We start from the raw sequence: 20,318 nt of genomic DNA, 5'->3' as shown, positions 1-20,318 counted from the left end.
ACCACATTGCCGGGCCCGCACCGGCGCACGAACCCACCATGGCAAGCACGACTCTCGGCGTCAAAGTCGACGACCTTCTCCGCTCGCGCCTGAAAGACGCGGCCGCGCGTCTCGAGCGCACTCCCCACTGGCTGATCAAGCAGGCGATCTTCGCGTATCTCGAGCGGATCGAGCACGGCCAGTTGCCGCCCGAGCTGTCGGGCCACAGCGGCGTGACGGAGCTCGCCGACGGTCAGGCGGTGGACAGCGACGACGACAACTCGCCGCATCCGTTCCTCGAGTTCGCGCAGAACGTGCAGCCGCAATCGGTGCTGCGCGCGGCGATCACGGCCGCGTATCGCCGCCCCGAGCCGGAATGCGTGCCGTTCCTGCTGGGGCAGGCGCGCCTGCCGGCGAACCTGCAGGCGGACGCGCAGGCGCTCGCGACGACGCTCGTCGAGGCGCTGCGCGAGAAGAACTCGGGCGGCGGCGTCGAAGGGCTGATCCACGAGTTCTCGCTGTCGAGCCAGGAAGGCGTCGCGCTGATGTGTCTCGCCGAAGCGCTGCTGCGCATTCCCGATCGCGCGACGCGCGATGCGCTGATCCGCGACAAGATCAGCAAGGGCGACTGGCGCTCGCACGTCGGCCACGCGCCGTCGCTGTTCGTGAACGCGGCGACCTGGGGGCTGATGATCACCGGCAAGCTCGTGACGACCAACAGCGAAGCGGGCCTGTCGTCGGCGCTCACGCGCCTGATCGGCCGCGGCGGCGAGCCGCTGATCCGCAAGGGCGTCGACATGGCGATGCGCCTGATGGGCGAGCAGTTCGTCACCGGCGAGACGATTTCCGAGGCGCTCGCGAACAGCCGCAAGTACGAGGCGCGCGGCTTCCGCTACTCGTACGACATGCTCGGCGAAGCGGCGACGACCGAAGAGGACGCGCTGCGCTACTACGCGTCGTACGAGCAGGCGATCCACGCGATCGGCAAGGCGGCCGGCGGCCGCGGCATCTACGAAGGCCCGGGCATCTCGATCAAGCTGTCGGCGCTGCACGCGCGCTACGCGCGCTCGCAGCAGGACCGCACGATGAGCGAGTTGCTGCCGCGCGTGCGCGCGCTGGCGCTGCTCGCGCGCCGCTACGACATCGGCCTGAACATCGACGCGGAAGAAGCCGACCGTCTCGAACTGTCGCTCGACCTGCTCGAGGCGCTGTGTTTCGATCCGGAGCTCGCCGGCTGGAACGGCATCGGCTTCGTCGTGCAGGGCTACCAGAAGCGCTGCCCGTTCGTGATCGACTACCTGATCGACCTCGCGCGCCGCAGCCGTCACCGCCTGATGATCCGCCTGGTCAAGGGCGCGTACTGGGACAGCGAAATCAAGCGGGCGCAGGTCGACGGCCTCGAAGGCTATCCGGTCTACACGCGCAAGATCTACACGGACGTGTCGTACCTCGCGTGCGCGAAGAAGCTGCTCGCGGCGCCCGACGCCGTCTACCCGCAGTTCGCGACGCACAATGCGTACACGCTGGCCGCGATCTATCACCTTGCCGGCCACAACTACTACCCGGGCCAGTACGAATTCCAGTGCCTGCACGGGATGGGCGAGCCGCTGTACGAGGAAGTCACGGGGCGCGACAAGCTGAACCGTCCGTGCCGCGTGTACGCGCCGGTCGGCACGCATGAAACGCTGCTCGCGTACCTGGTGCGCCGCCTGCTGGAGAACGGCGCGAACACGTCGTTCGTGAACCGCATCGCCGATAAAACCGTGTCGGTGAAGGAGCTGGTCGCCGATCCGGTCGACGAGGCGTCGAAGGTCGTGCCGCTCGGCGCGCCGCACGCGAAGATCCCGCTGCCGCGCAACCTGTACGGCGACGAGCGTCCCAATTCGATGGGCCTCGACCTGTCGAACGAACACCGTCTCGCATCGCTGTCGTCCGCGCTGCTCGCGAGCGCGCATCATCCGTGGCGCGCGGCGCCGATGCTCGCCGACGACGCGCTCGTCGACGCACCGGCGCGCGACGTGCGCAACCCGGCCGACCTGCGCGACGTGGTCGGCACGGTCAGCGAAGCGACGGCCGAACACGTGAGCGCGGCGCTCGCGCATGCGGTGGCTGCCGCGCCGATCTGGCAGGCGACGCCGGTCGATGCGCGCGCCGACTGCCTGGTGCGCGCGGCCGACCTGCTCGAAGCGCAGATGCACACGCTGATGGGCCTGATCGTGCGCGAGGCCGGCAAGTCGCTGCCGAACGCGATCGCCGAAATCCGCGAAGCCGTCGACTTCCTGCGCTACTACGCGGCGCAGATTCGCGACGAATTCTCGAACGACACGCACCGTCCGCTCGGCCCCGTGGTCTGCATCAGCCCGTGGAACTTCCCGCTCGCGATCTTCATGGGCCAGGTGGCCGCTGCACTGGCAGCCGGCAACACGGTGCTCGCGAAGCCGGCCGAACAGACGCCGCTGATCGCAGCACAAGCCGTGCGCCTGCTGCGCGAGGCCGGCGTGCCGGCCGGCGCGGTGCAGTTGCTGCCGGGCACCGGCGAGACCGTCGGCGCGGCGCTGGTCGCCGATCCGCGCACGCGCGCGGTGATGTTCACCGGCTCGACCGAAGTCGCGCGCCTGATCAACAAGACGCTCGCCGCGCGCCTCGACCCGGACGGCAAGCCGATTCCGCTGATCGCCGAAACGGGCGGCCAGAACGCGATGATCGTCGACTCGTCGGCGCTCGCGGAGCAGGTGGTCGCGGACGTGCTGCAGTCGTCGTTCGACTCGGCCGGTCAACGGTGTTCGGCGCTGCGTGTTCTGTGTCTGCAGGACGACGTCGCGGACCGCACGCTGACGATGCTCAAGGGCGCGATGCACGAGCTGGCGCTCGGCAACCCGGACCGTCTGTCGACCGACGTCGGCCCGGTGATCGACGCCGAAGCGAAGCAGACGATCGACACGCACGTCGCGACGATGACCGACAAGGGCCACACGGTCACGCAGCTGCCGGCGCCGGAAGCCTGCGCGCACGGTACGTTCGTGCCGCCGACGCTGATCGAGATCGGCAGCATCGACGAGCTCAAGCGCGAGGTGTTCGGCCCCGTGCTGCACGTCGTGCGCTACCGGCGCAATCAGCTCGACAAGCTGCTCGAGCAGATCCGTGCGACGGGTTACGGCCTGACGCTCGGGATCCACACGCGGATCGACGAGACGATCGCACACGTGATCTCGAACGCGCACGTCGGCAACATCTACGTGAACCGCAACGTGATCGGCGCGGTGGTCGGCGTGCAGCCGTTCGGCGGCGAAGGGCTGTCGGGCACGGGCCCGAAGGCCGGCGGCGCGCTGTACCTGCAGCGCCTGCTCGCGACGCGTCCGTCGGGCCTGCCGCGTTCGCTCGCGCAGATGCTGATCGCGGACGGCGCGGTCGAAAGCGACCCGCGCGGCAACCCGGCGGCGGCGCTCACCGCGCTGCGCGACTGGCTGATCGAGCAGCGCGAACCGGCGCTGGCCGCGCGCTGCGACGGCTACCTGGCGCAGGTGCCGGCCGGCGCGACCGCGGTGCTGACCGGCCCGACGGGCGAGCGAAACACGTATACACTCGGCCCGCGCGGCACGGTGCTGTGCGTCGCGGCGACGCCGAGCGGTGCGCGTGCGCAGTTCGCGGCGGTGCTGGCGACCGGCAACCGCGCGTTGTTCGCCGGTGCGGCGGGCGAGGCGCTGGTCGCGGCGCTGCCGGCTGCGCTGAAGGCGCATGCGGCCGTGCGCAAGCAGCCCGACGCGCCGTTCGACGCGGTGCTGTTCGAAGGCGACAGCGACGAACTGCAGACGCTCGTTAAGGACGTCGCGCAGCGCCCGGGCCCGATCGTATCGGTGCAGGGCGTGTCGGCGGGCGCGTTCGAGAACGGCGACGCTGAAGACTACGCGCTCGAGCGACTGCTCACCGAGCGCTCGGTCAGCGTGAATACGGCCGCGGCGGGCGGCAATGCAAATTTGATGACGATCGGCTGACCATCCTTGCCGTTCGGATCAAACAAAGGAAGCGGCAAGGCGATCCCGAAGCCGCTCCATTTACCCTGGTACCAAGGAGATGCTATGCAACACACGATGAAAAAGGTGGCAGGCGCGACGTTCGTCGCTGTCATGTCGCTGGCGGGGACGGCCCATGCTGACGACGTGAAGATCGGTTACGCAGGGCCGATGACGGGCGCCCAGGCTCACTACGGCAAGGATATGCAGAACGGGATCGCGCTCGCGCTGGAAGACTTCAACGCGACGAACCCGAAGATCGGCGGCAAGCCGGTGAAGTTCACGCTCGAGACGCAGGACGACCAGGCTGACCCGCGCACCGGCACGACGGTTGCGCAGAAGCTTGTCGACGACGGCATCAAGGGCATGCTCGGCCACTTCAACTCGGGCACGACGATCCCGGCCTCGCGTATCTACGCGAACGCCGGCATTCCGGAAATCGCGATGGCGACGGCGCCGGAATACACGCAGCAGGGTTACAAGACGACCTTCCGCATGATGACGTCCGACACGCAGCAGGGCTCGGTGGCGGGCACGTTCGCGTCGAAGGATCTCGGCATGAAGAAGATCGCGATCGTCGACGACCGCACGGCCTACGGCCAGGGTCTCGCCGACCAGTTCGAGAAGGCCGCGAAGGCTGGCGGCGCGAAGATCGTCGACCGTGAGTTCACGAACGACAAGGCCGTCGACTTCAAGGCGATCCTGACCAAGCTGAAGGCGGCGAAGCCGGATCTCGTCTACTACGGCGGCGCGGATTCGCAGGCAGCGCCGATGGTCAAGCAGATGAAGACGCTCGGCATGACTGCCCCGCTGATGAGCGGCGAAATGGTGAAGACGCCGACGTTCCTGAAGATCGCGGGCAACGCGGCCGAAGGCACGATCGCCTCGCTGGCAGGCCTGCCGCTCGACGAAATGCCGGGCGGCAAGTCGTACGCCGAGAAGTACAAGAAGCGCTTCGGCGAGGACGTCCAGACCTACTCGCCGTACGCGTACGACGGCGCGATGGCGATGCTGAATGCGATGAAGAAGGCCGATTCGACCGATCCGGCGAAGTACCTGCCGGTGCTCGCGAAGACCGACATGGCCGGCGTCACGTCGACCCACGTTGCGTACGACGCGAAGGGCGACCTGAAGAACGGCGGCATCACGATGTACAAGGTCGAGAAGGGCGAGTGGAAGCCGCTGAAGAGCATCGGCGGGAAGTAAGCGCGATGGTATGACGGTGGTTCGCGGCGCCGTGAAACGGGAGTTTTGCGGTGTCGGCGGCCAGCGTCGAACGCCCGCTGCAAGCGCGATGCGCTTGTGGCGGGCGTTTTTTTGTCCGCAATAATTTTCGATCACCGACGACCGCACGGTGCTCGGCGATCTCCAGCCATTGGCCAGTTCAGCCGTCAACCGAAGCTGACGCTGCTGACGATGACGACGCCGCGTGTGCCAGCGTTACAGCCCGTTCGCGCGCAACCTCTCTGCCCGCGTGATCGACTTCAGGTCCAAACAGCGTTTTCTCGACGACGATCGATTCGATGTCCGTGATACCGATGAAGCGCAGCCACGCTTCAAGAAACGGCCGCTGAAAGTCGAACGACTCGGCGGGCGTGCTCGATTGCCTTGAATAGTCGAGGCCTCTCGCATAGATCACGACTGCTTTCTTGCCGTTCAGCAATCCCGCCAACTCGCCCTCCTTAAATGAGAAGAGGACGCCGCGGTGGGACACGGCATCGATGAAATGCTTGAGCTTGTAGGGGATGGAAAAATTCCACAGCGGCACGGAGAACAACAGCGTATCCGCGTCGTGCATCCGCTGCGCCAGTTGCCGAAAACCTGCCCACGCTTGCTGCTGGCCTTCGCTGAGCGGCGTGCCGCTCAAGTCAGCGTATTTGGCATCGAGCGCATCGCCGTCGAGTTCCGGCAAGTGCGTCGCCCACAGGTCGAGCACGTCGATCCGATGCTCCGGATGCGCGTCGCGCCAGGCTTCGAGATACGCGTGCGCGACGTCGAGCGATGCGGACCGCGACTTGCGCGGGGAAGATTCGATATGCAGCAAGGTCGACATGGAACCACTCCTGACAGGTTGATGGCCCTCATCAGAACATAGTTCGATTCAAAATATAAACGAAGTATCATCGCGCTAATCAGTAGCATTCGCACTATATTGCGGGGCATCTCATGTTCGATACCGTTTTGCTGCGCTCTTTCGTGGCCGTCGTCCAGGAAGGCGGGTTCACGCATGCCGCGGCCCGTCTGAATCTGACGCAGTCCGCGGTCAGCGCGCATCTGCGGCGCCTGGAAAAACAGATCGGCCGTGACCTGCTCGTGCGCACCACCCGCTCGGTCACGCTCACAGTGGACGGCGAACTGCTGCTGGGTTACGCGCGCGCCATCCTCGCGCTTAATGAGGACGCGCGGGCGCAACTGCTGCGCGAACCGAGCGCTGGCGCGATCCGCGTGGGTCTGTCGGAAGACCTCGCCAATGTCAGGCTGATGCACGTGATGCAGGCGTTTGCCGTGCGGTACCCGCGCATCGCATTCAGCATCAGAGTCGGCATCCCGGGCGAACTGCTCCAGGCGCTGGATCACGGTGAACTGGATGTGGTGATGGGTGGACGCTGCCACGACGGGCCCACCGGACGCGTGCTCTGGCGCGAGCCGCTCGTGTGGGCCGGTGCAGATTGGGCGTCGCTCACGCCTGGCGTACCGGTGCCGATTGCGCTGCTGCCGGAACCGTGCCCGTATCGTGAGGCCTCGCTGGCAGCACTGGCCCGCGCGCGCGTGGATTACCGGATCGTGCTCGTGTCCCCGAGCAGCGCCGGCCTGTGCGCCGCCGCGCACGCGGGCTTTGCGGTGACGCCAATCGTGCATACACAACTCGCGCACGGCTTGCGTGCGATCCCGCCGGATGCCGGCCTGCCGGCCCTGCCCGATGTCGAGTTCACGATGTTCGCGGCGCCGGGCGCGTCGGCCCGGGTTGTCGATGAACTGGGCAACGCGATCGTGCTGGCATTCTCGCACAAAGGATGACGACGATCATCGCGGCGACAGGGGCGGGATTTTCGCGGCCAGGGGCACACGCATCGTCATCGGTTCACGAAATTCCTCGAAGCACCTTTTTTCCTTGGCTGGCCCGTCGGGTGTCGCCACCATTCGCGGCGCGTGCGCGGCGGCGTTTGCGCGAACCCGAATCCGCCCGGGATCGAGCGGGATCGAGCGGGATCGAGCGGGCCGGGCCGTCAAGCCGGATAGGCCCGTTGTAGCAACGCAGCGACGTCGAGCGCATGCGGATCGAAGCCGCCCGCGATGCGACCCCAGTCGGGCGCGGCGAGCCGCGTCGCGACGAACGCATCGGCGACGGCCGAGGGCGCGTCGCGCCGCAGCAGGCACGCCTGCGCGACGAGCGCGAGCCGCTGCGCGAACAGGCGGGCCGACGCCTCGAGCGTATCGGCCGGCGCCGCGAGCATCGCGCGAAGCGCATCGAGTGCCGCACGGATGCGCGGTTCGCCCGCGCCGAGGTCGGCCAGTTCGGCGAGCAGCGCCGCGGCCGCGTCGGGTTCGCGCGACACCGCGCGCAGCACGTCGAGGCACATCACGTTGCCGGAGCCTTCCCAGATCGAGTTGACCGGCGCTTCGCGGAACAGCCGCGCGATCGGGCCGTCGTCGACGTAGCCGTTGCCGCCGAACACCTCCATCACCTCGCCGGTCAGTTCGACCGCGCGCTTGCAGACCCAGAACTTCGCGGCGGGCGTGACGATCCGTTTCCACGCGCGTTCGCGCGGCGAGTCGTCACGTTCGAACGCGTCGGCGAGCCGCATCGCCAGCACGAGCGCGGCCTCGCTTTCGAGCGCGAGATCGGCGAGCACGGTGCGCATCAGCGGCTGCTCGGCGAGCGCGCGGCCGAACGCATGGCGCTGGCGCGTGTACGCGATCGCCTGCACGACGCCCTGGCGCAGCATCGCCGCGCTGCCGAGCACGCAGCTCAGCCGCGTGTAGGTAGCCATCTCGATGATGGTCGGAATGCCACGGCCTTCGTCGCCGAGCATGATGCCCCACGCGTCGTTCAGCTCGATCTCGCTGCTCGAGTTGCTGCGGTTGCCGACCTTGTTCTTCAGCCGCTGGATCTCGACCGCGTTCTTCGTGCCGTCCGGCCGCCAGCGCGGCACGTAGAAGCACGACGGGCCGCCGGCATCGGTGCGCGCGACGACCAGGTGCGCGTCGCACATCGGCGCGGAGAAGAACCACTTGTGGCCGCGCAGCCGGTATTCGCCGCCGCGTCCGCCCGCACCGACCGCGGTCGCGAGCGTCGTGTTCGCGCGCACGTCGGAGCCGCCCTGTTTCTCGGTCATCCCCATGCCGAACCAGATCGCGCGCTTGTCGGCGACGGGCACGTCGCGCGGATCGTAGTCGTCGCTGTACAGCTTGTCGCGCAGCAGGCCCCACAGCGCGGGCTCCTTCTGCAGCACCGGAATCGCGGCCTGCGTCATCGTCGCCGGGCACAGCGTGCCGGCCTCGATCTGGCCGTGCAGGTAGAAGCCGGCCGCGCTCGCGGCCCAGCGGCCGGCGCGCGTATCGCGGAACGGGAGCGACACGAAGCCTTCGTTCCGGTACAGGCCGAGCAGCGTGTGCCAGGCCGGATGGAAGTCGACGCGGTCGATGCGCCGGCCGCGCCGGTCGAACGCGTTCAGCTCCGGCGTGTGGCGGTTCGCTTCGTCGGCGAGCCGTGCGGTGTCGGCGCTGCCAAGCCGCGCGCCGTATGCGTCGAGCCGCGGCACGGCCCAGTCGGCGCCCGCGCGGGCCAGTGCGTCGCGCAGCGCGATGTCGGTGGCGAAGAGGTTATAGTCGACCAGTTCGTCGAACTGGTTCGTGACGGCATGGTTCGATTCGGTCATCGGGCTGTCTCCGGTCTCGTGCGTCGCGGTCCGCCGCGCGGGCGCCGCACCGTTGGCGTTTGCGCGCCAGCGCCGGCTTCCGGTCAAACGTGTATCCGCTGAATTTCAGAGTAGCAAATATGCCGCCGCGACATGTTCAGGTTCCGGCGCCGCCCAGCCAGCCGGCGGCGCAACCCGCGCCCGCGTTGCGTCGCCGGCCGCGCCAGTCGCGCGCGCAGGCCACGTCCGATGCCCTCCAGCAGGCTTTCGTTCAGCTTTTGATCGAGCGCGGCTACGCGAAGGCGACGATCCGCGAGATCGCGGCCGTCGCGGGCGTGAGCATCGGCACCTTCTACGAATACTTCGGCGACAAGCAGAGCCTCGCCGCGCTGTGCATCCACCGGCGCGTGCTGGCGCTGGCCGACCGGCTGCGCGACGCGGCGCACGGCCTGGGCGGCGCGCCGCGCGCCGAACTCGCGGCCGCGCTGGTGGATGTGCAGCTCGATGCGATCGGCGCCGACGCCGCGCTGTGGGGCGCTTTCTTCGCGCTGGAGCGGCAGGTGTCGCCGCTCGCCGCGTACCGCCGGCATTACGACGCGTATGTCGCGCTGTGGCGCGACGCGTTCGCGCAGGCCGCCGATCCGCCGCCGGCCGCGCGGCTCGACGGGATCGCCCGGATGGCGCATACGATCTGCTACGGCGGCGTGTCGCAGGCGCTGCTCACGCTCGGGCCCTCGCTCGATTTCGTCGCGTTGCGCGCCGAGCTTCAGGCCGTGCTGCGCGCCTATCTGGCGGCAGCGGGCGAGTGATGCGCGCCGCGGCCGCACGGCCTAGGGGTAATGCCTGATTCGCATGCGCGGCCGGCGGCACCGGCGTGACATCGCGCCTTTCTAATGCAAGGCCATGAGAAAAATGCATGGCCTCCATGACGAACTTTCGGTTGGCCGCGGTTATTGGCTCGGGCTAAATCATGCCGCATGAGCCGAGCCGCGCGCGTTGCGCGGGCCGGCCCGAAGGGACATCAGAAGGAGGAGTCATGCGAAGCGCCACCACGCCCCGTTCGAAACTGCCGGACGTCGGGACGACGATCTTCACGGTGATCGGCCAGCTTGCCGCGCAGCACGATGCGCTGAACCTGTCGCAGGGCGCGCCGAATTTCGCGCCCGATCCGGCGCTGGTCGAGGGCGTCGCGCGCGCGATGCGCGACGGCCACAACCAGTACGCGCCGATGGCCGGCCTCACGTCGCTGCGCGAGCGGCTCGCGGAGAAGACCGAGGCGCTGTACGGCACGCGCTACGACCCGGGCACCGAGATCACGGTGATCGCGAGCGCGAGCGAAGGGCTCTATGCGGCGATCAGCGCGCTCGTGCATCCGGGCGACGAAGTGATCTATTTCGAGCCGTCGTTCGACAGCTATGCGCCGATCGTGCGGATGCAGGGCGCGACGCCGGTCGCGATCAAGCTGTCGTCCGGGCATTTCCGCGTGAACTGGGACGAAGTGGCCGCGGCGATCACGCCGCGCACGCGGATGATCATCGTCAACACGCCGCACAACCCGACCGCGACGGTGTTTTCCGCCGACGATCTCGAACGGCTCGCGCAGCTCACGCGCGATACCGACATCGTGGTGTTGTCCGATGAAGTCTACGAGCACGTCGTGTTCGACGGCGCGCAGCACCAGAGCGTCGCGCGTCATCGCGAGCTGGCGGAGCGCAGCGTGATCGTGTCGTCGTTCGGCAAGTCGTTCCACGTGACGGGCTGGCGGATCGGCCATTGCCTCGCGCCGGCCGAGCTGATGGGCGAGATCCGCAAGGTGCACCAGTTCATGGTGTTCTCGGCCGATACGCCGATGCAGGTCGCGTTCGCGGAGATCCTCGCGCGGCCCGACAGCTATCTCGGCCTGTCGGCGTTCTACCAGGCCAAGCGCGACCTGCTCGCGCGCGAGCTGGCCGATTCCCGCTTCGAGCTGCTGCCGAGCGAAGGCTCGTTCTTCATGCTCGCGCGGTTCCGGCACTTCTCGGACGAGCGCGACAGCGACTTCGTGCTGCGCCTGATCCGCGATGCGCGCGTCGCGACGATTCCGCTGTCGGCGTTCTATGCCGACGGCACCGACGCGGGCGTGATTCGCCTCAGTTTCTCGAAGGACGACGCGACGCTGATCGAAGGCGCGCGGCGGTTGCGGTCGCTGTAAATCGCGGGCGCGAGCCCGCACCCAAGCAGGCGACATGTACGTCGCACCGAAGGCCACGGATGGGACCGGAGCACGTGCCGAAGCGCGGCGCCGGTCGACAAGTCAGGAGATCACGATGAAGCACGGAAACACCCTGAAACTCGCGTTCGCACTCGCATGCGCGCTCGGCGCCGGTGCGGCGTTCGCCGACGGCCAGACCCTGCGTTTCGGCCTGGAGGCGCAGTATCCGCCGTTCGAATCGAAGGCGCCGAACGGCGACCTGCAGGGCTTCGACATCGACGTCGGCAACGCCGTCTGCCAGAGCGCGAAGCTGTCGTGCAAGTGGGTCGAGACGTCGTTCGACGGATTGATTCCCGCGCTGAAAGGCCGCAAGTTCGACGCGATCAACTCGGCGATGAATGCGACCGAACAGCGGCGCCAGGCGATCGACTTCACGACGATCATCTATCGTGTGCCGACGCAACTGATCGCGCGCACCGGCAGCGGCCTGCTGCCGACGCCGGAATCGCTGAAGGGCAAGCGCGTCGGCGTGCTGCAGGCGTCGATCCAGGAAACCTATGCGAAGGCGCACTGGGAGCCGGCCGGCGTGTCGATCGTCGCGTACCAGGACCAGAACCAGGCCTATGCGGATCTCGTGGCGGGCCGCCTCGACGCGACGCTGGTGCTCGCGCCGGCCGGCCAGCGCGGCTTCCTGTCGCGTCCGGACGGCAAGGGCTTCTCGTTCGTCGGTCAGCCGGTGCGCGACGAGCGGATTCTCGGCAGCGGGATCGCGTTCGGCCTGCGCAAGGGCGACGACGCGCTGAAGGCGAAGCTCGACGCGGCGATCGACAAGCTGAAGGCGGACGGCACGGTGAAGTCGCTCGGCCAGAAGTACTTCGGCGACATCGACATTTCCGCCAAGTAAGCGGGCGCGCGTGATGGAGAGCCTGGATACGGCTGCCGCGAAAGACGGTCACGGCGCGGCAGCGCCGGCGCAAGACGCGCTCGAGGCGGCGCTCGTCGCCGGCTTGGGCGACGCACTCGTCACGCGGGCGGCCGACATCGATCCGCATTACTTCACCGCGTACAACGAGCCGGCCGGCGTGCGGCCGCGCGCGCTGGTGCGGCCGCGCAGCGTCGACGACGTGTCGCGTACGCTTGCGCTGTGCACGCGGCTCGGGCAGCCGGTCGTGCCGCAGGGCGGCCTCACGGGGCTTGCGCGCGGCGCGGTCGCGCTGGGCGGCGAGGTCGTGCTGTCGCTGGAACGTTTCGCCGGCGTCGAAGCGATCGACGCGGCCGCAGGGACGATGACGGTGCGCGCCGGGACGCCGCTGCAGACGGTGCAGGAAGCGGCGGACGCGGCGGGTTTCACGTTCGGGGTGGATCTCGGCGCGCGCGGTTCGTGCCAGATCGGCGGCATGCTCGCGACCAACGCGGGCGGCACGCGCGCGATCCGCTACGGCATGATGCGCGAGCAGGTGCTCGGGCTCGAGGCCGTGCTGGCCGACGGCACCGTGGTGTCGTCGATGAACCGGATGCTGAAGAACAACGCGGGCTACGACCTGAAACAGCTGTTCATCGGCAGCGAAGGCACGCTCGGCGTCGTCACGCGCGCGGTGCTGCGGCTGCATCCCAAGCTCGCGGCACCGGTCACCGCACTCTGCCGGGTGTATGGCTACGACGCCGTCGTCGCGTTGTGGAACCGCATGCGCGCACTACCGGAGATCGTCAGTTTCGAAGCGATGTGGCCGGCTTTCTACGACTACGTGGCGCGTCATACGCCCGGCGTCGTCGCGCCGTTCGCCGGCGACGGCAGCTTCGCGGTGCTGATCGAGTGCGCGACGAGCGCGCCGGGCGGCGATGCGCGCGACGCACTGGAAAACGCGCTCGCGGATGCGCTCGACATGGGACTCGTCGACGATGCCGCGCTGGCGACCTCGGAGCGGCAGGCGCGCGACCTGTGGACATTGCGCGAGGGCCTCGCAATCGATGCGCTGCCGCATCTGGTCAACTTCGACGTGAGCCTGCCGACCGGCGAACTCGGCCTGTTCGCCGAGCGTTGCGAAGCGGCGTTGCGCGCGCTTTGGCCCGACATCGTGTGTCTGTGCTTCGGCCACGTCGGTGACGGCAACGTGCATATCGGCGTATCGCTTGCCGGCATGCGCGACGCCGACGCGGATGCCGACGCGATCGATCGATGCGTGTACGCGGTTGTCCGCGAGATGGGCGGCTCGGTGTCGGCGGAGCACGGCATCGGCATGCTCAAGCGAGCCTATCTCGGCCACACGCGCACCGAAGCCGAAGTCGGCCTGATGCGGCGCCTGAAGGCCGCGCTCGATCCCGCCGGCATACTCAATCCCGGCAAGGTGCTTTGAGCGGCGCGAGCCGATGGTGACGCGCGTCAGCCGTCGACCCAGCGCAGCGCGCCGATCTTCAAGTGTTCGACGACGCTGCGTGCCCAGTCGAGCTCCGCGTTGAGCAGCACGAGCGCATGCTCGTTCTGCAGGAGGAACAGGCGCGGCACCTGGTCGTTCTGCGCGGCGTTGCGCAGCGACTCGAGACGTTCGCGTTCGGCTTCGAGCGCGGCGATACGGCGCTCGAGTTGCTGGCGTGCGTCCTCGGCGTCAAGCAGCGGCAGGAATGCAAGGCCGGCGCCGAACGCCGGAAACTCGCGCGCGGGCTCAGCGAGCAGCGCATGCAGCCATGCCTGGCCGGCCGTGTGTCCGGCCTCGGTCAGCGTGTACAGCGTGCGCTCGGGAAACGCGCCATCGCGCTCGGTGTCGTGCACGGCGATCAGCCCGTCGCGCAGCAGCCGGTCGATCGTCTGGTAGAGGCTCGTGCGCTGCCGTACGTTGACGACTTCGTCGTAGCCGCGCGCCTTCAACTGCTGCAGCATCCCGTACGGATGCATCGGCGTTTCGGTGAGCGTCGCGAGGACCGCGAGCGCGAGGGGAGACGGGCGGCTCAATGTCATGAATAGTGATGTTCTATCTAGTAATACCATGACTAGTATTAACTAGACCATCATATTCCACAAGGGTTTCAGCCGAGGTGCGAGCGCTTCGCGGCCGGCGCGACGGTTTCCATCGTCGCGAGACCATGCACGATTCCGCAATCCTCCACCGAATGTTCGCCAACGCACTGGCGGCGCAATTCCGTGAGCTGGTCGCGCAGATGCGTCAGTTCGGCGAGGCGCGCATCGACGTGGCCGATGTGCTCGTCGAGCAGCGCGTTGACGGAATCGCACGGGTCGGCCGGCGTGTCGGTGAGCTGCAGCAACGTGCGGATTTCGTCGTGCGCCATGTCGAGCGCGCGGCAGTTGCGGATGAAGCGCAGCCGTTCGACGTGCACGTCGGTGTAGTTGCGGTAGTTCGCGTCGGTGCGCTCCGCGTCGGGCATCAGCCCCTCCCGCTCGTAGAAGCGGATCGTTTCGGGCGTGCAGCGGGCCGCCTTGGCCAATTCGCCGATCTTCATGGCTTTCTCCGTTGCAAGGGTTGACCTTGTAGTGGCTTCAGGGTGTTAACTCTACACCTCAAGCCATAGAGGAGGTTGTCATGACCGACGCGCAGCGTCCCCACGACCCACGACACCGTCATGCCGGCGCCGCCGCGACCTGCAGCGCCGACGCGCGCGACACGCAGGCCGCGACCGTTGCCGATGCGGGGCCGGCGGCCGGCGAGCACCCGCTCGGCGACGCGGCGGCACGCGGCGCGCAGCCGCATGGATGCGGTCACGAGCATGACCACGATCACGCATCCGCGCACGGCACGGCGCACGACCACGGCGACCATGCGGATCATGCCGACCACGCGCGTGGCGATGGGCATGTGCACGGCGCTGCGTGCTCGCACGACCCTGCGGCGCATGACCATGCTGGTCACGACCACGACCACGACCACGACCACGACCACGACCACGACCACGACCACGACCACGACCACGACCACGACCACGACCACGCCGCCGGCGCCTGCTGCGCACCCGCCGCGCTGACGCTCGCGCCGCTGCCGGTCGCGCGGGCGACCGCGTCGGGTCACGTGCGCTCCGCGTTCCGGATCATGCAGATGGACTGCCCGACCGAGGAAACGCTGATCCGCAAGAAACTCGGCGGGATGCAGCAAGTGTCGGCGCTCGAATTCAACCTGATGCAACGGATGCTGACGGTCGAACACGTGCCGGGCGCGCAGCCCGCGATCGAAAGCGCGATCCGCACGCTCGGGATGACGCCGGAGGCCGCGGCGGCCGACGCGCCTGCCACGCCCGTCGCGCCGCCGCCCGCGAAGCCGTGGTGGCCGCTCGCGCTGGCCGGCGTCGCCGCGATCGCGTCCGAGGCCGTGAGCTGGGCCGGCCTGCCGGTGTGGCTCTCGGCCGTGCTGGCGCTCGCGGCGGTGCTCGCGTGCGGGCTGACCACCTACAAGAAGGGCTGGATCGCGATCCGCAACGGCAACCTGAACATCAACGCGCTGATGAGCATCGCGGTGACGGGCGCGATGGCGATCGGCCAGTGGCCGGAAGCCGCGATGGTGATGGTGCTGTTCACGATCGCCGAGCTGATCGAGGCGAAGTCGCTCGACCGGGCGCGCAACGCGATCCAGGGCCTGATGCAGCTCGCACCGGACACCGCGACCGTGCAGGGCGCCGACGGCACGTGGCGCACGATCGAGGCCGCGCAGGTCACGCTCGGCGCGGTCGTGCGCGTGAAGCCGGGCGAGCGGATCGGGCTGGACGGCGAAGTCGTCGCGGGACGCTCGACGGTGAACCAGGCGCCGATCACCGGTGAGAGCCTGCCTGTCGACAAGACGGCAGGCGACGCGGTGTACGCGGGCACGATCAACGAGGCCGGTTCGTTCGACTATCGCGTGACGGCGGTTGCCGCCAACTCGACGCTCGCGCGGATCATCCACGCGGTCGAGCAAGCGCAGGGCGCGAAGGCGCCGACGCAGCGCTTCGTCGACCAGTTCGCCCGCGTCTATACGCCGATCGTGTTCGCGATCGCGCTGCTGGTCGCGGTGGTGCCGCCGCTCGTGATGGGCGGCGCGTGGCATGACTGGATCTACCGCGCGCTGGTGCTGCTTGTGATCGCGTGCCCGTGCGCGCTGGTGATCTCGACGCCGGTGACGATCGTGTCGGGGCTCGCGGCCGCGGCGCGGCGCGGGATACTCGTGAAGGGCGGCGTGTATCTGGAAGAAGGCCGCAAGCTCGCATGGCTCGCGCTCGACAAGACCGGCACGATCACGCACGGCAAGCCGGTGCAGACCGATTTCGACCTGTATGCAACGGACGTCGACGCCGCACGCGTGCGTCACCTCGGCGCGAGCCTCGCGGCGCGCTCCGATCACCCGGTGTCGCAGGCGATTGCCGCGGCGGCCCGCGACGCGCAGACGGCGGCGTTCGCCGAGGTGGAGGCGTTCGAAGCGCTCGTCGGGCGCGGCGTGCGCGGCACCATCGACGGTACGCGTTACTGGCTCGGCAATCGCCGGCTCGTCGAGGAGCTCGAACGCTGCTCGCCCGCGCTGGAGGCGAAGCTCGACGCGCTCGAGCGGCAGGGCAAGAGCGTCGTGATGCTGGTCGACGATACGCGCGTGCTCGGCATCTTCGCGGTGGCCGACACGATCAAGGACACGAGCCGCGCGGCGATCGCCGACCTGCACGCGCTCGGCATCCGCACCGCGCTGCTGACCGGCGACAACCCGCACACCGCGCAGGCGATCGCGCAGCAGGCCGGCATCGACGATGCGCGCGGCAACCAGTTGCCCGAGGACAAGCTCGCGGCGGTCGAGGAGCTGTCGGCGGGCGGCGCGGGCGCGGTGGGGATGGTCGGCGACGGGATCAACGACGCACCGGCGCTCGCACGCGCCGACATCGGCTTCGCGATGGGCGCGATGGGCACCGACACGGCGATCGAGACGGCCGACGTCGCGCTGATGGACGACGACCTGCGCAAGATTCCCGCGTTCGTGCGGCTGTCGCGCGCGACGCACCGCGTGCTGGTGCAGAACATCGGCTTCGCGCTCGGCGTGAAGATCGTGTTCCTCGGCCTCACGGTCGCCGGGCTCGGCACGATGTGGATGGCCGTGTTCGCCGACGCGGGCGCGAGCCTGATCGTCGTCGGCAACGGGTTGCGGCTGCTGTCGAAAGCAGGCGTGTTCGACGGCGCGCAGACGCAGCGATGAGGCGCGGGTGATGAGCTTCCTGATACGGATCCTGGGCGGCCACGGACGTGGTCATGGCGGCGGACACGGTAGTGGCGGCCATGGCGACGGGCATCATGGCGGAGCGGGCCGGGACGGCCCCGGCGGCCACGATGCGCGCGGCCGCGACCGTCATGGCTGGGGCTGGCAGCCGTCGGCCGATGCGCAAGGCGGCCCGGCCGGCAACGTGCCGCTGCGCCAGCTCGCGTGCGCGGGCTGCGGCGCGATCAACGCGGCGGATGCGCGTTTCTGCGCGCAGTGCGGCGCATCGCAGCGCGGCAACGCGTGCAGCCGCTGCCACGCGGCGCTGGCCATCGACGCGCGCTTCTGTCCGAACTGCGGGACGCAGGCCGCGTAAGGCTCGCTCGGGAGCCTTGTTGCCGGCGTCACAGCCGATTTCGATGACGGCATGGCGCCTGAAACGGCCATGGTGTCGCAGCGGGGCGCTTGCTTGCGCCGCTCGAACGCCCGCACGCCCGCACGCCCGCACGCCGGCACGCCGGCACGCCGCGAACGCCCAAACGCCCAAACGCCCAAACGCCCAAACGCCCAAACGCCCAAACGCGCGAATCCCCGAGCCCCGGCCCGCCGATCACCGCAGCGGCAAATGAATCTCGGTGCGCAGGTCGGCCGGCGCCGCATCCATCGGCGTATTCAGATACAGCTCGAACGGTGGTGCGTCGGCGGCTTCGCGGCCCGACTGACGCAGCCAGTCGCCATATAGCCATTGGTAGGCCATCTTCAGGTCCGCATAGGGTCCCGTATGCAGCAGCACCGCGTACTCGCCACCGGCGACCGTCACGCGCTCGACGGGCGCCGCCGGCTCGACGTCCGGCGCGCCGTCGGCCGGCACGAAGCACGCTTTCGCGCGCAACTGCGCCTGCGGCGTGGTATCGGGATCGTCGTAGAAGATGCCGATCATCTTCGCGCCGGGGCCGAGCAGCCCGTGCTGCGCGACCCACGCGCCGATCTGCCCGAACGCATCGCCGATCTTCAGGTACGCGCCCGTATGCGCCACCGCATAACCGCGCAGTTCCGGCAGCCGCCGGATCTCGACTTCATGCCTGAACATGTCTCCCTCTCCTCGCTGTAACGGATAAATCGGCCGGTGGAACCGCCGCACCGTCAGCACGATCGTCCCGCCGCAGAGCGCGCGACGCGTTGCGAGCCGCATGGCGGATGCACGCGTGCGTTCCGGCTTTCGTATCGACGGTCATGCGTGCGTCCCCGGCACGAATCGACATCACGGTAGCACGCCGCCGAGCGGCACATCTCGCGGCGATGCGTAGGCCTGCCAAATCCGCCCCTTTTTATTTCGAAGAAATTGGGTCTCGTCCCCGTCGATCTTGTCTAAAGTTAAAGACGGTGAAATCGGGTGAACGCGTCATTTTTCTCGGGTAAGTTGGTCGGGCGCCAACGCACGGTTGTCGAAGTACGCGGGTAGTTCGTCGATGTTCAATCGCAACGCCACGTTTTTCGGGAGAATAAGAAATGGATGCTTCCAGCTTCATCACGTCGCTGCAGGCCACGCTAGGCGGATACCTGCCCAAGATCGCCGGAGCGATCGGCATCCTGGTGATCGGCTGGCTGATCGCCGTGGTGGTGCGGGCCGGCGCGCTCCGGCTGCTCAACGCGCTGAAGGTCGATCAGCGGATCACCGAAAGCACCGGGCAGGGCGCACGCGTCGAGCGGATCATCGCCGGCGGGCTGTTCTGGCTCGTGCTGCTCGTCACCGCGGTGGGCATCTTCAATGTGCTCAACCTGTATGCGGTGTCCAATCCGTTCTCGCTGCTGGTCACGCACATCGTCAATTACCTGCCGAACCTGATCGGCGGCGCGGCGCTGACGCTGATCGCGTGGTTGATCGCATCGCTGCTGCGCAGCCTCGCGAACCGTGCGCTGAGAGCCAGCAAGGTCGACGACAAGCTGTCCGAAAGCGCCGGCATGCAGCCGATGAGCGGCTATCTCGGCGACGTGCTGTTCTGGCTCGTGATCCTGATGTTCCTGCCGGCGATCCTCGGGTCGTTCGCGTTGTCCGGCCTGCTGTCGCCGGTGCAGGGGATGGTCGACAAGCTGCTCGCGATCGTGCCGAACCTGTTCGCGGCCGCGGTGATCGGCGTCGTCGGCTGGATCGTCGCGCGCGTGCTGCGCGGCCTCGTGACGAACCTGCTGGTCGCCGCCGGCGCCGACCGCCTCACCGCGAGTCTCGACAGCCCGACGCCGGTGCGCGTGTCGAGCCTGATCGGCACGATCGTCTACGTGTTCGTGTTCGTGCCGACGCTGATCTCCGCGCTCGACGCGCTGAAGATCGACGCGATCTCGATTCCCGCCACCAACATGCTGAACCAGTTTCTCGGCGCGGTGCCGGACATCGTCGCGGCGATCGTGATCGTGCTGGTCACGTACTATTTCGCGCGCTTCGTCGCGTCGCTCGCGCAGCGGCTGCTGGAAGCCGCCGGCGTCGACGGGCTGCCGGCCATGCTCGGCGTCGAGCGCGTGTTCTCGGGGATCCTGCAGCCGTCGGTGCTGGTCGCGCGGCTGATCGTGTTCTTCGCGATGCTGTTCGCGGCGGTCGAGGCCGCGAACCGGCTCGGCTTCACGCAGGTGCGCGACGTCGTCACGCTGTTCATCGAATTCGGCGGCCACGTGCTGATGGGCGGCGTGATCCTCGTGATCGGCGTGTGGCTCGCGAGCCTCGCGCGCCGCGTGATCGAGCAGGCCGACCGCGAACACAGCGTGCTGTTCGCGCGGATCGCGCAATTCGCGATCCTCGGCCTCGTGTTCGCGATGGGGCTGCGCGCGATGGGCATCGCCAACGAGATCGTGCAGCTCGCATTCGGCCTCGTGCTCGGCGCGATCGCGGTGGCGGTCGCGCTGTCGTTCGGCCTCGGCGGCCGGGAAGCGGCCGGCAAGCTGCTCGACCGCTGGTTCAACCAGCGCGGCGGCGGCCAGTAAGCGGCGTCGTGCCGCCCATCCGGCCGCTGCGTGCGGCCGGATGGCGCGAGCATGAAGGCGCGCACGACGAGCGCGGCCCGCGGCCGCCGTTGCCGCCGGCGAAACGCCAGCCGTCATCTTTGCCGAATTTCGATAACACGTCCTTTAATGACTC

General features: G+C 68.5%; 14 protein-coding genes and 1 pseudogene. 10 read left to right on the top strand and 5 right to left on the bottom strand.

The annotated features are described in order from the left end of the window. Window positions 1-38: 38 nt before the first annotated feature. Together putA and SB786_RS08685 are read left to right on the top strand one after the other, a co-directional pair. Window positions 39-3,971, top strand: coding sequence for a trifunctional transcriptional regulator/proline dehydrogenase/L-glutamate gamma-semialdehyde dehydrogenase (putA, locus tag SB786_RS08690; RefSeq protein WP_410727120.1), 3,933 nt, complete (start codon window positions 39-41; stop codon window positions 3,969-3,971). A gap of 84 nt (window positions 3,972-4,055) precedes the next feature. Further along, the gene (locus tag SB786_RS08685) at window positions 4,056-5,195 is read left to right on the top strand and encodes a branched-chain amino acid ABC transporter substrate-binding protein (protein ID WP_410727119.1); all 1,140 of its coding nucleotides are present in this window, start codon (window positions 4,056-4,058) and stop codon (window positions 5,193-5,195) included. A 178-nt stretch (window positions 5,196-5,373) separates the two neighbouring features. Here SB786_RS08685 and SB786_RS08680 read toward each other — a convergent pair whose 3' ends face one another. After that, on the bottom strand, window positions 5,374-6,042 hold the full coding sequence (locus tag SB786_RS08680; protein WP_410727118.1) for an FMN-dependent NADH-azoreductase: 669 nt from the start codon (window positions 6,040-6,042) through the stop codon (window positions 5,374-5,376). A 113-nt stretch (window positions 6,043-6,155) separates the two neighbouring features. Here SB786_RS08680 and SB786_RS08675 point away from each other — a divergent pair, with 113 nt between their 5' ends. Continuing rightward, complete coding sequence (locus tag SB786_RS08675) at window positions 6,156-7,007, top strand: LysR substrate-binding domain-containing protein (protein WP_410727117.1); 852 nt, start codon at window positions 6,156-6,158, stop codon at window positions 7,005-7,007. Window positions 7,008-7,216: 209 nt separating this feature from the next. On the opposite strand, the gene SB786_RS08670 is transcribed toward SB786_RS08675, so the two are convergent. Then, window positions 7,217-8,869 carry an acyl-CoA dehydrogenase family protein gene (locus tag SB786_RS08670; RefSeq protein ID WP_410727116.1) on the bottom strand — a complete coding sequence of 551 codons (1,653 nt, stop codon included), beginning with the start codon at window positions 8,867-8,869 and terminating at the stop codon, window positions 7,217-7,219. Between the two features lie 119 nt (window positions 8,870-8,988). Here SB786_RS08670 and SB786_RS08665 point away from each other — a divergent pair, with 119 nt between their 5' ends. From SB786_RS08665 to SB786_RS08650, 4 genes are all read left to right on the top strand, one after another. After that, entirely contained in the window at window positions 8,989-9,657 is a 669-nt protein-coding gene (locus tag SB786_RS08665) for a TetR/AcrR family transcriptional regulator (protein ID WP_410727115.1), read from the top strand. A 227-nt stretch (window positions 9,658-9,884) separates the two neighbouring features. Then, the gene (locus SB786_RS08660) at window positions 9,885-11,039 is read left to right on the top strand and encodes a pyridoxal phosphate-dependent aminotransferase (protein WP_410727114.1); all 1,155 of its coding nucleotides are present in this window, start codon (window positions 9,885-9,887) and stop codon (window positions 11,037-11,039) included. Between the two features lie 115 nt (window positions 11,040-11,154). Further along, window positions 11,155-11,943: an ABC transporter substrate-binding protein gene (locus SB786_RS08655; RefSeq protein ID WP_410727113.1), complete on the top strand. Its 789-nt coding sequence runs from the start codon at window positions 11,155-11,157 to the stop codon at window positions 11,941-11,943. A 13-nt stretch (window positions 11,944-11,956) separates the two neighbouring features. After that, window positions 11,957-13,393 carry an FAD-binding oxidoreductase gene (locus tag SB786_RS08650; RefSeq protein WP_410727112.1) on the top strand — a complete coding sequence of 479 codons (1,437 nt, stop codon included), beginning with the start codon at window positions 11,957-11,959 and terminating at the stop codon, window positions 13,391-13,393. A gap of 26 nt (window positions 13,394-13,419) precedes the next feature. Here SB786_RS08650 and SB786_RS08645 read toward each other — a convergent pair whose 3' ends face one another. Continuing rightward, window positions 13,420-13,992: a helix-turn-helix transcriptional regulator gene (locus SB786_RS08645; protein WP_410727111.1), complete on the bottom strand. Its 573-nt coding sequence runs from the start codon at window positions 13,990-13,992 to the stop codon at window positions 13,420-13,422. Window positions 13,993-14,060: 68 nt separating this feature from the next. After that, window positions 14,061-14,492, bottom strand: coding sequence for a Cd(II)/Pb(II)-responsive transcriptional regulator (gene cadR, locus SB786_RS08640; protein ID WP_006756450.1), 432 nt, complete (start codon window positions 14,490-14,492; stop codon window positions 14,061-14,063). 80 nt (window positions 14,493-14,572) lie between these two features. Between cadR and SB786_RS08635 the strand changes: the two genes are divergently transcribed. Both SB786_RS08635 and SB786_RS08630 read left to right on the top strand, forming a co-directional pair. Then, window positions 14,573-17,191, top strand: a complete 2,619-nt coding sequence (locus SB786_RS08635; RefSeq protein ID WP_410727110.1) for a heavy metal translocating P-type ATPase — start codon at window positions 14,573-14,575, stop codon at window positions 17,189-17,191. A 10-nt stretch (window positions 17,192-17,201) separates the two neighbouring features. After that, the gene (locus SB786_RS08630; RefSeq protein WP_410727109.1) at window positions 17,202-17,567 is read left to right on the top strand and encodes a zinc ribbon domain-containing protein; all 366 of its coding nucleotides are present in this window, start codon (window positions 17,202-17,204) and stop codon (window positions 17,565-17,567) included. 234 nt (window positions 17,568-17,801) lie between these two features. On the opposite strand, the pseudogene SB786_RS08625 reads toward SB786_RS08630, so the two are convergent. Beyond that, a pseudogene (locus SB786_RS08625) lies at window positions 17,802-18,320 on the bottom strand (GyrI-like domain-containing protein); the annotation flags it as partial. 380 nt (window positions 18,321-18,700) lie between these two features. Between SB786_RS08625 and SB786_RS08620 the strand changes: the two are divergent. After that, window positions 18,701-20,164, top strand: coding sequence for a mechanosensitive ion channel (locus SB786_RS08620; RefSeq protein WP_410727108.1), 1,464 nt, complete (start codon window positions 18,701-18,703; stop codon window positions 20,162-20,164). Window positions 20,165-20,318: the final 154 nt, after the last annotated feature.

This window comes from Burkholderia sp. SIMBA_062, assembly GCF_046534765.1.
Classification (GTDB): Bacteria; Pseudomonadota; Gammaproteobacteria; order Burkholderiales; family Burkholderiaceae; genus Burkholderia; species Burkholderia ambifaria.
This window is presented reverse-complemented; position numbering and strand designations above follow the sequence as displayed.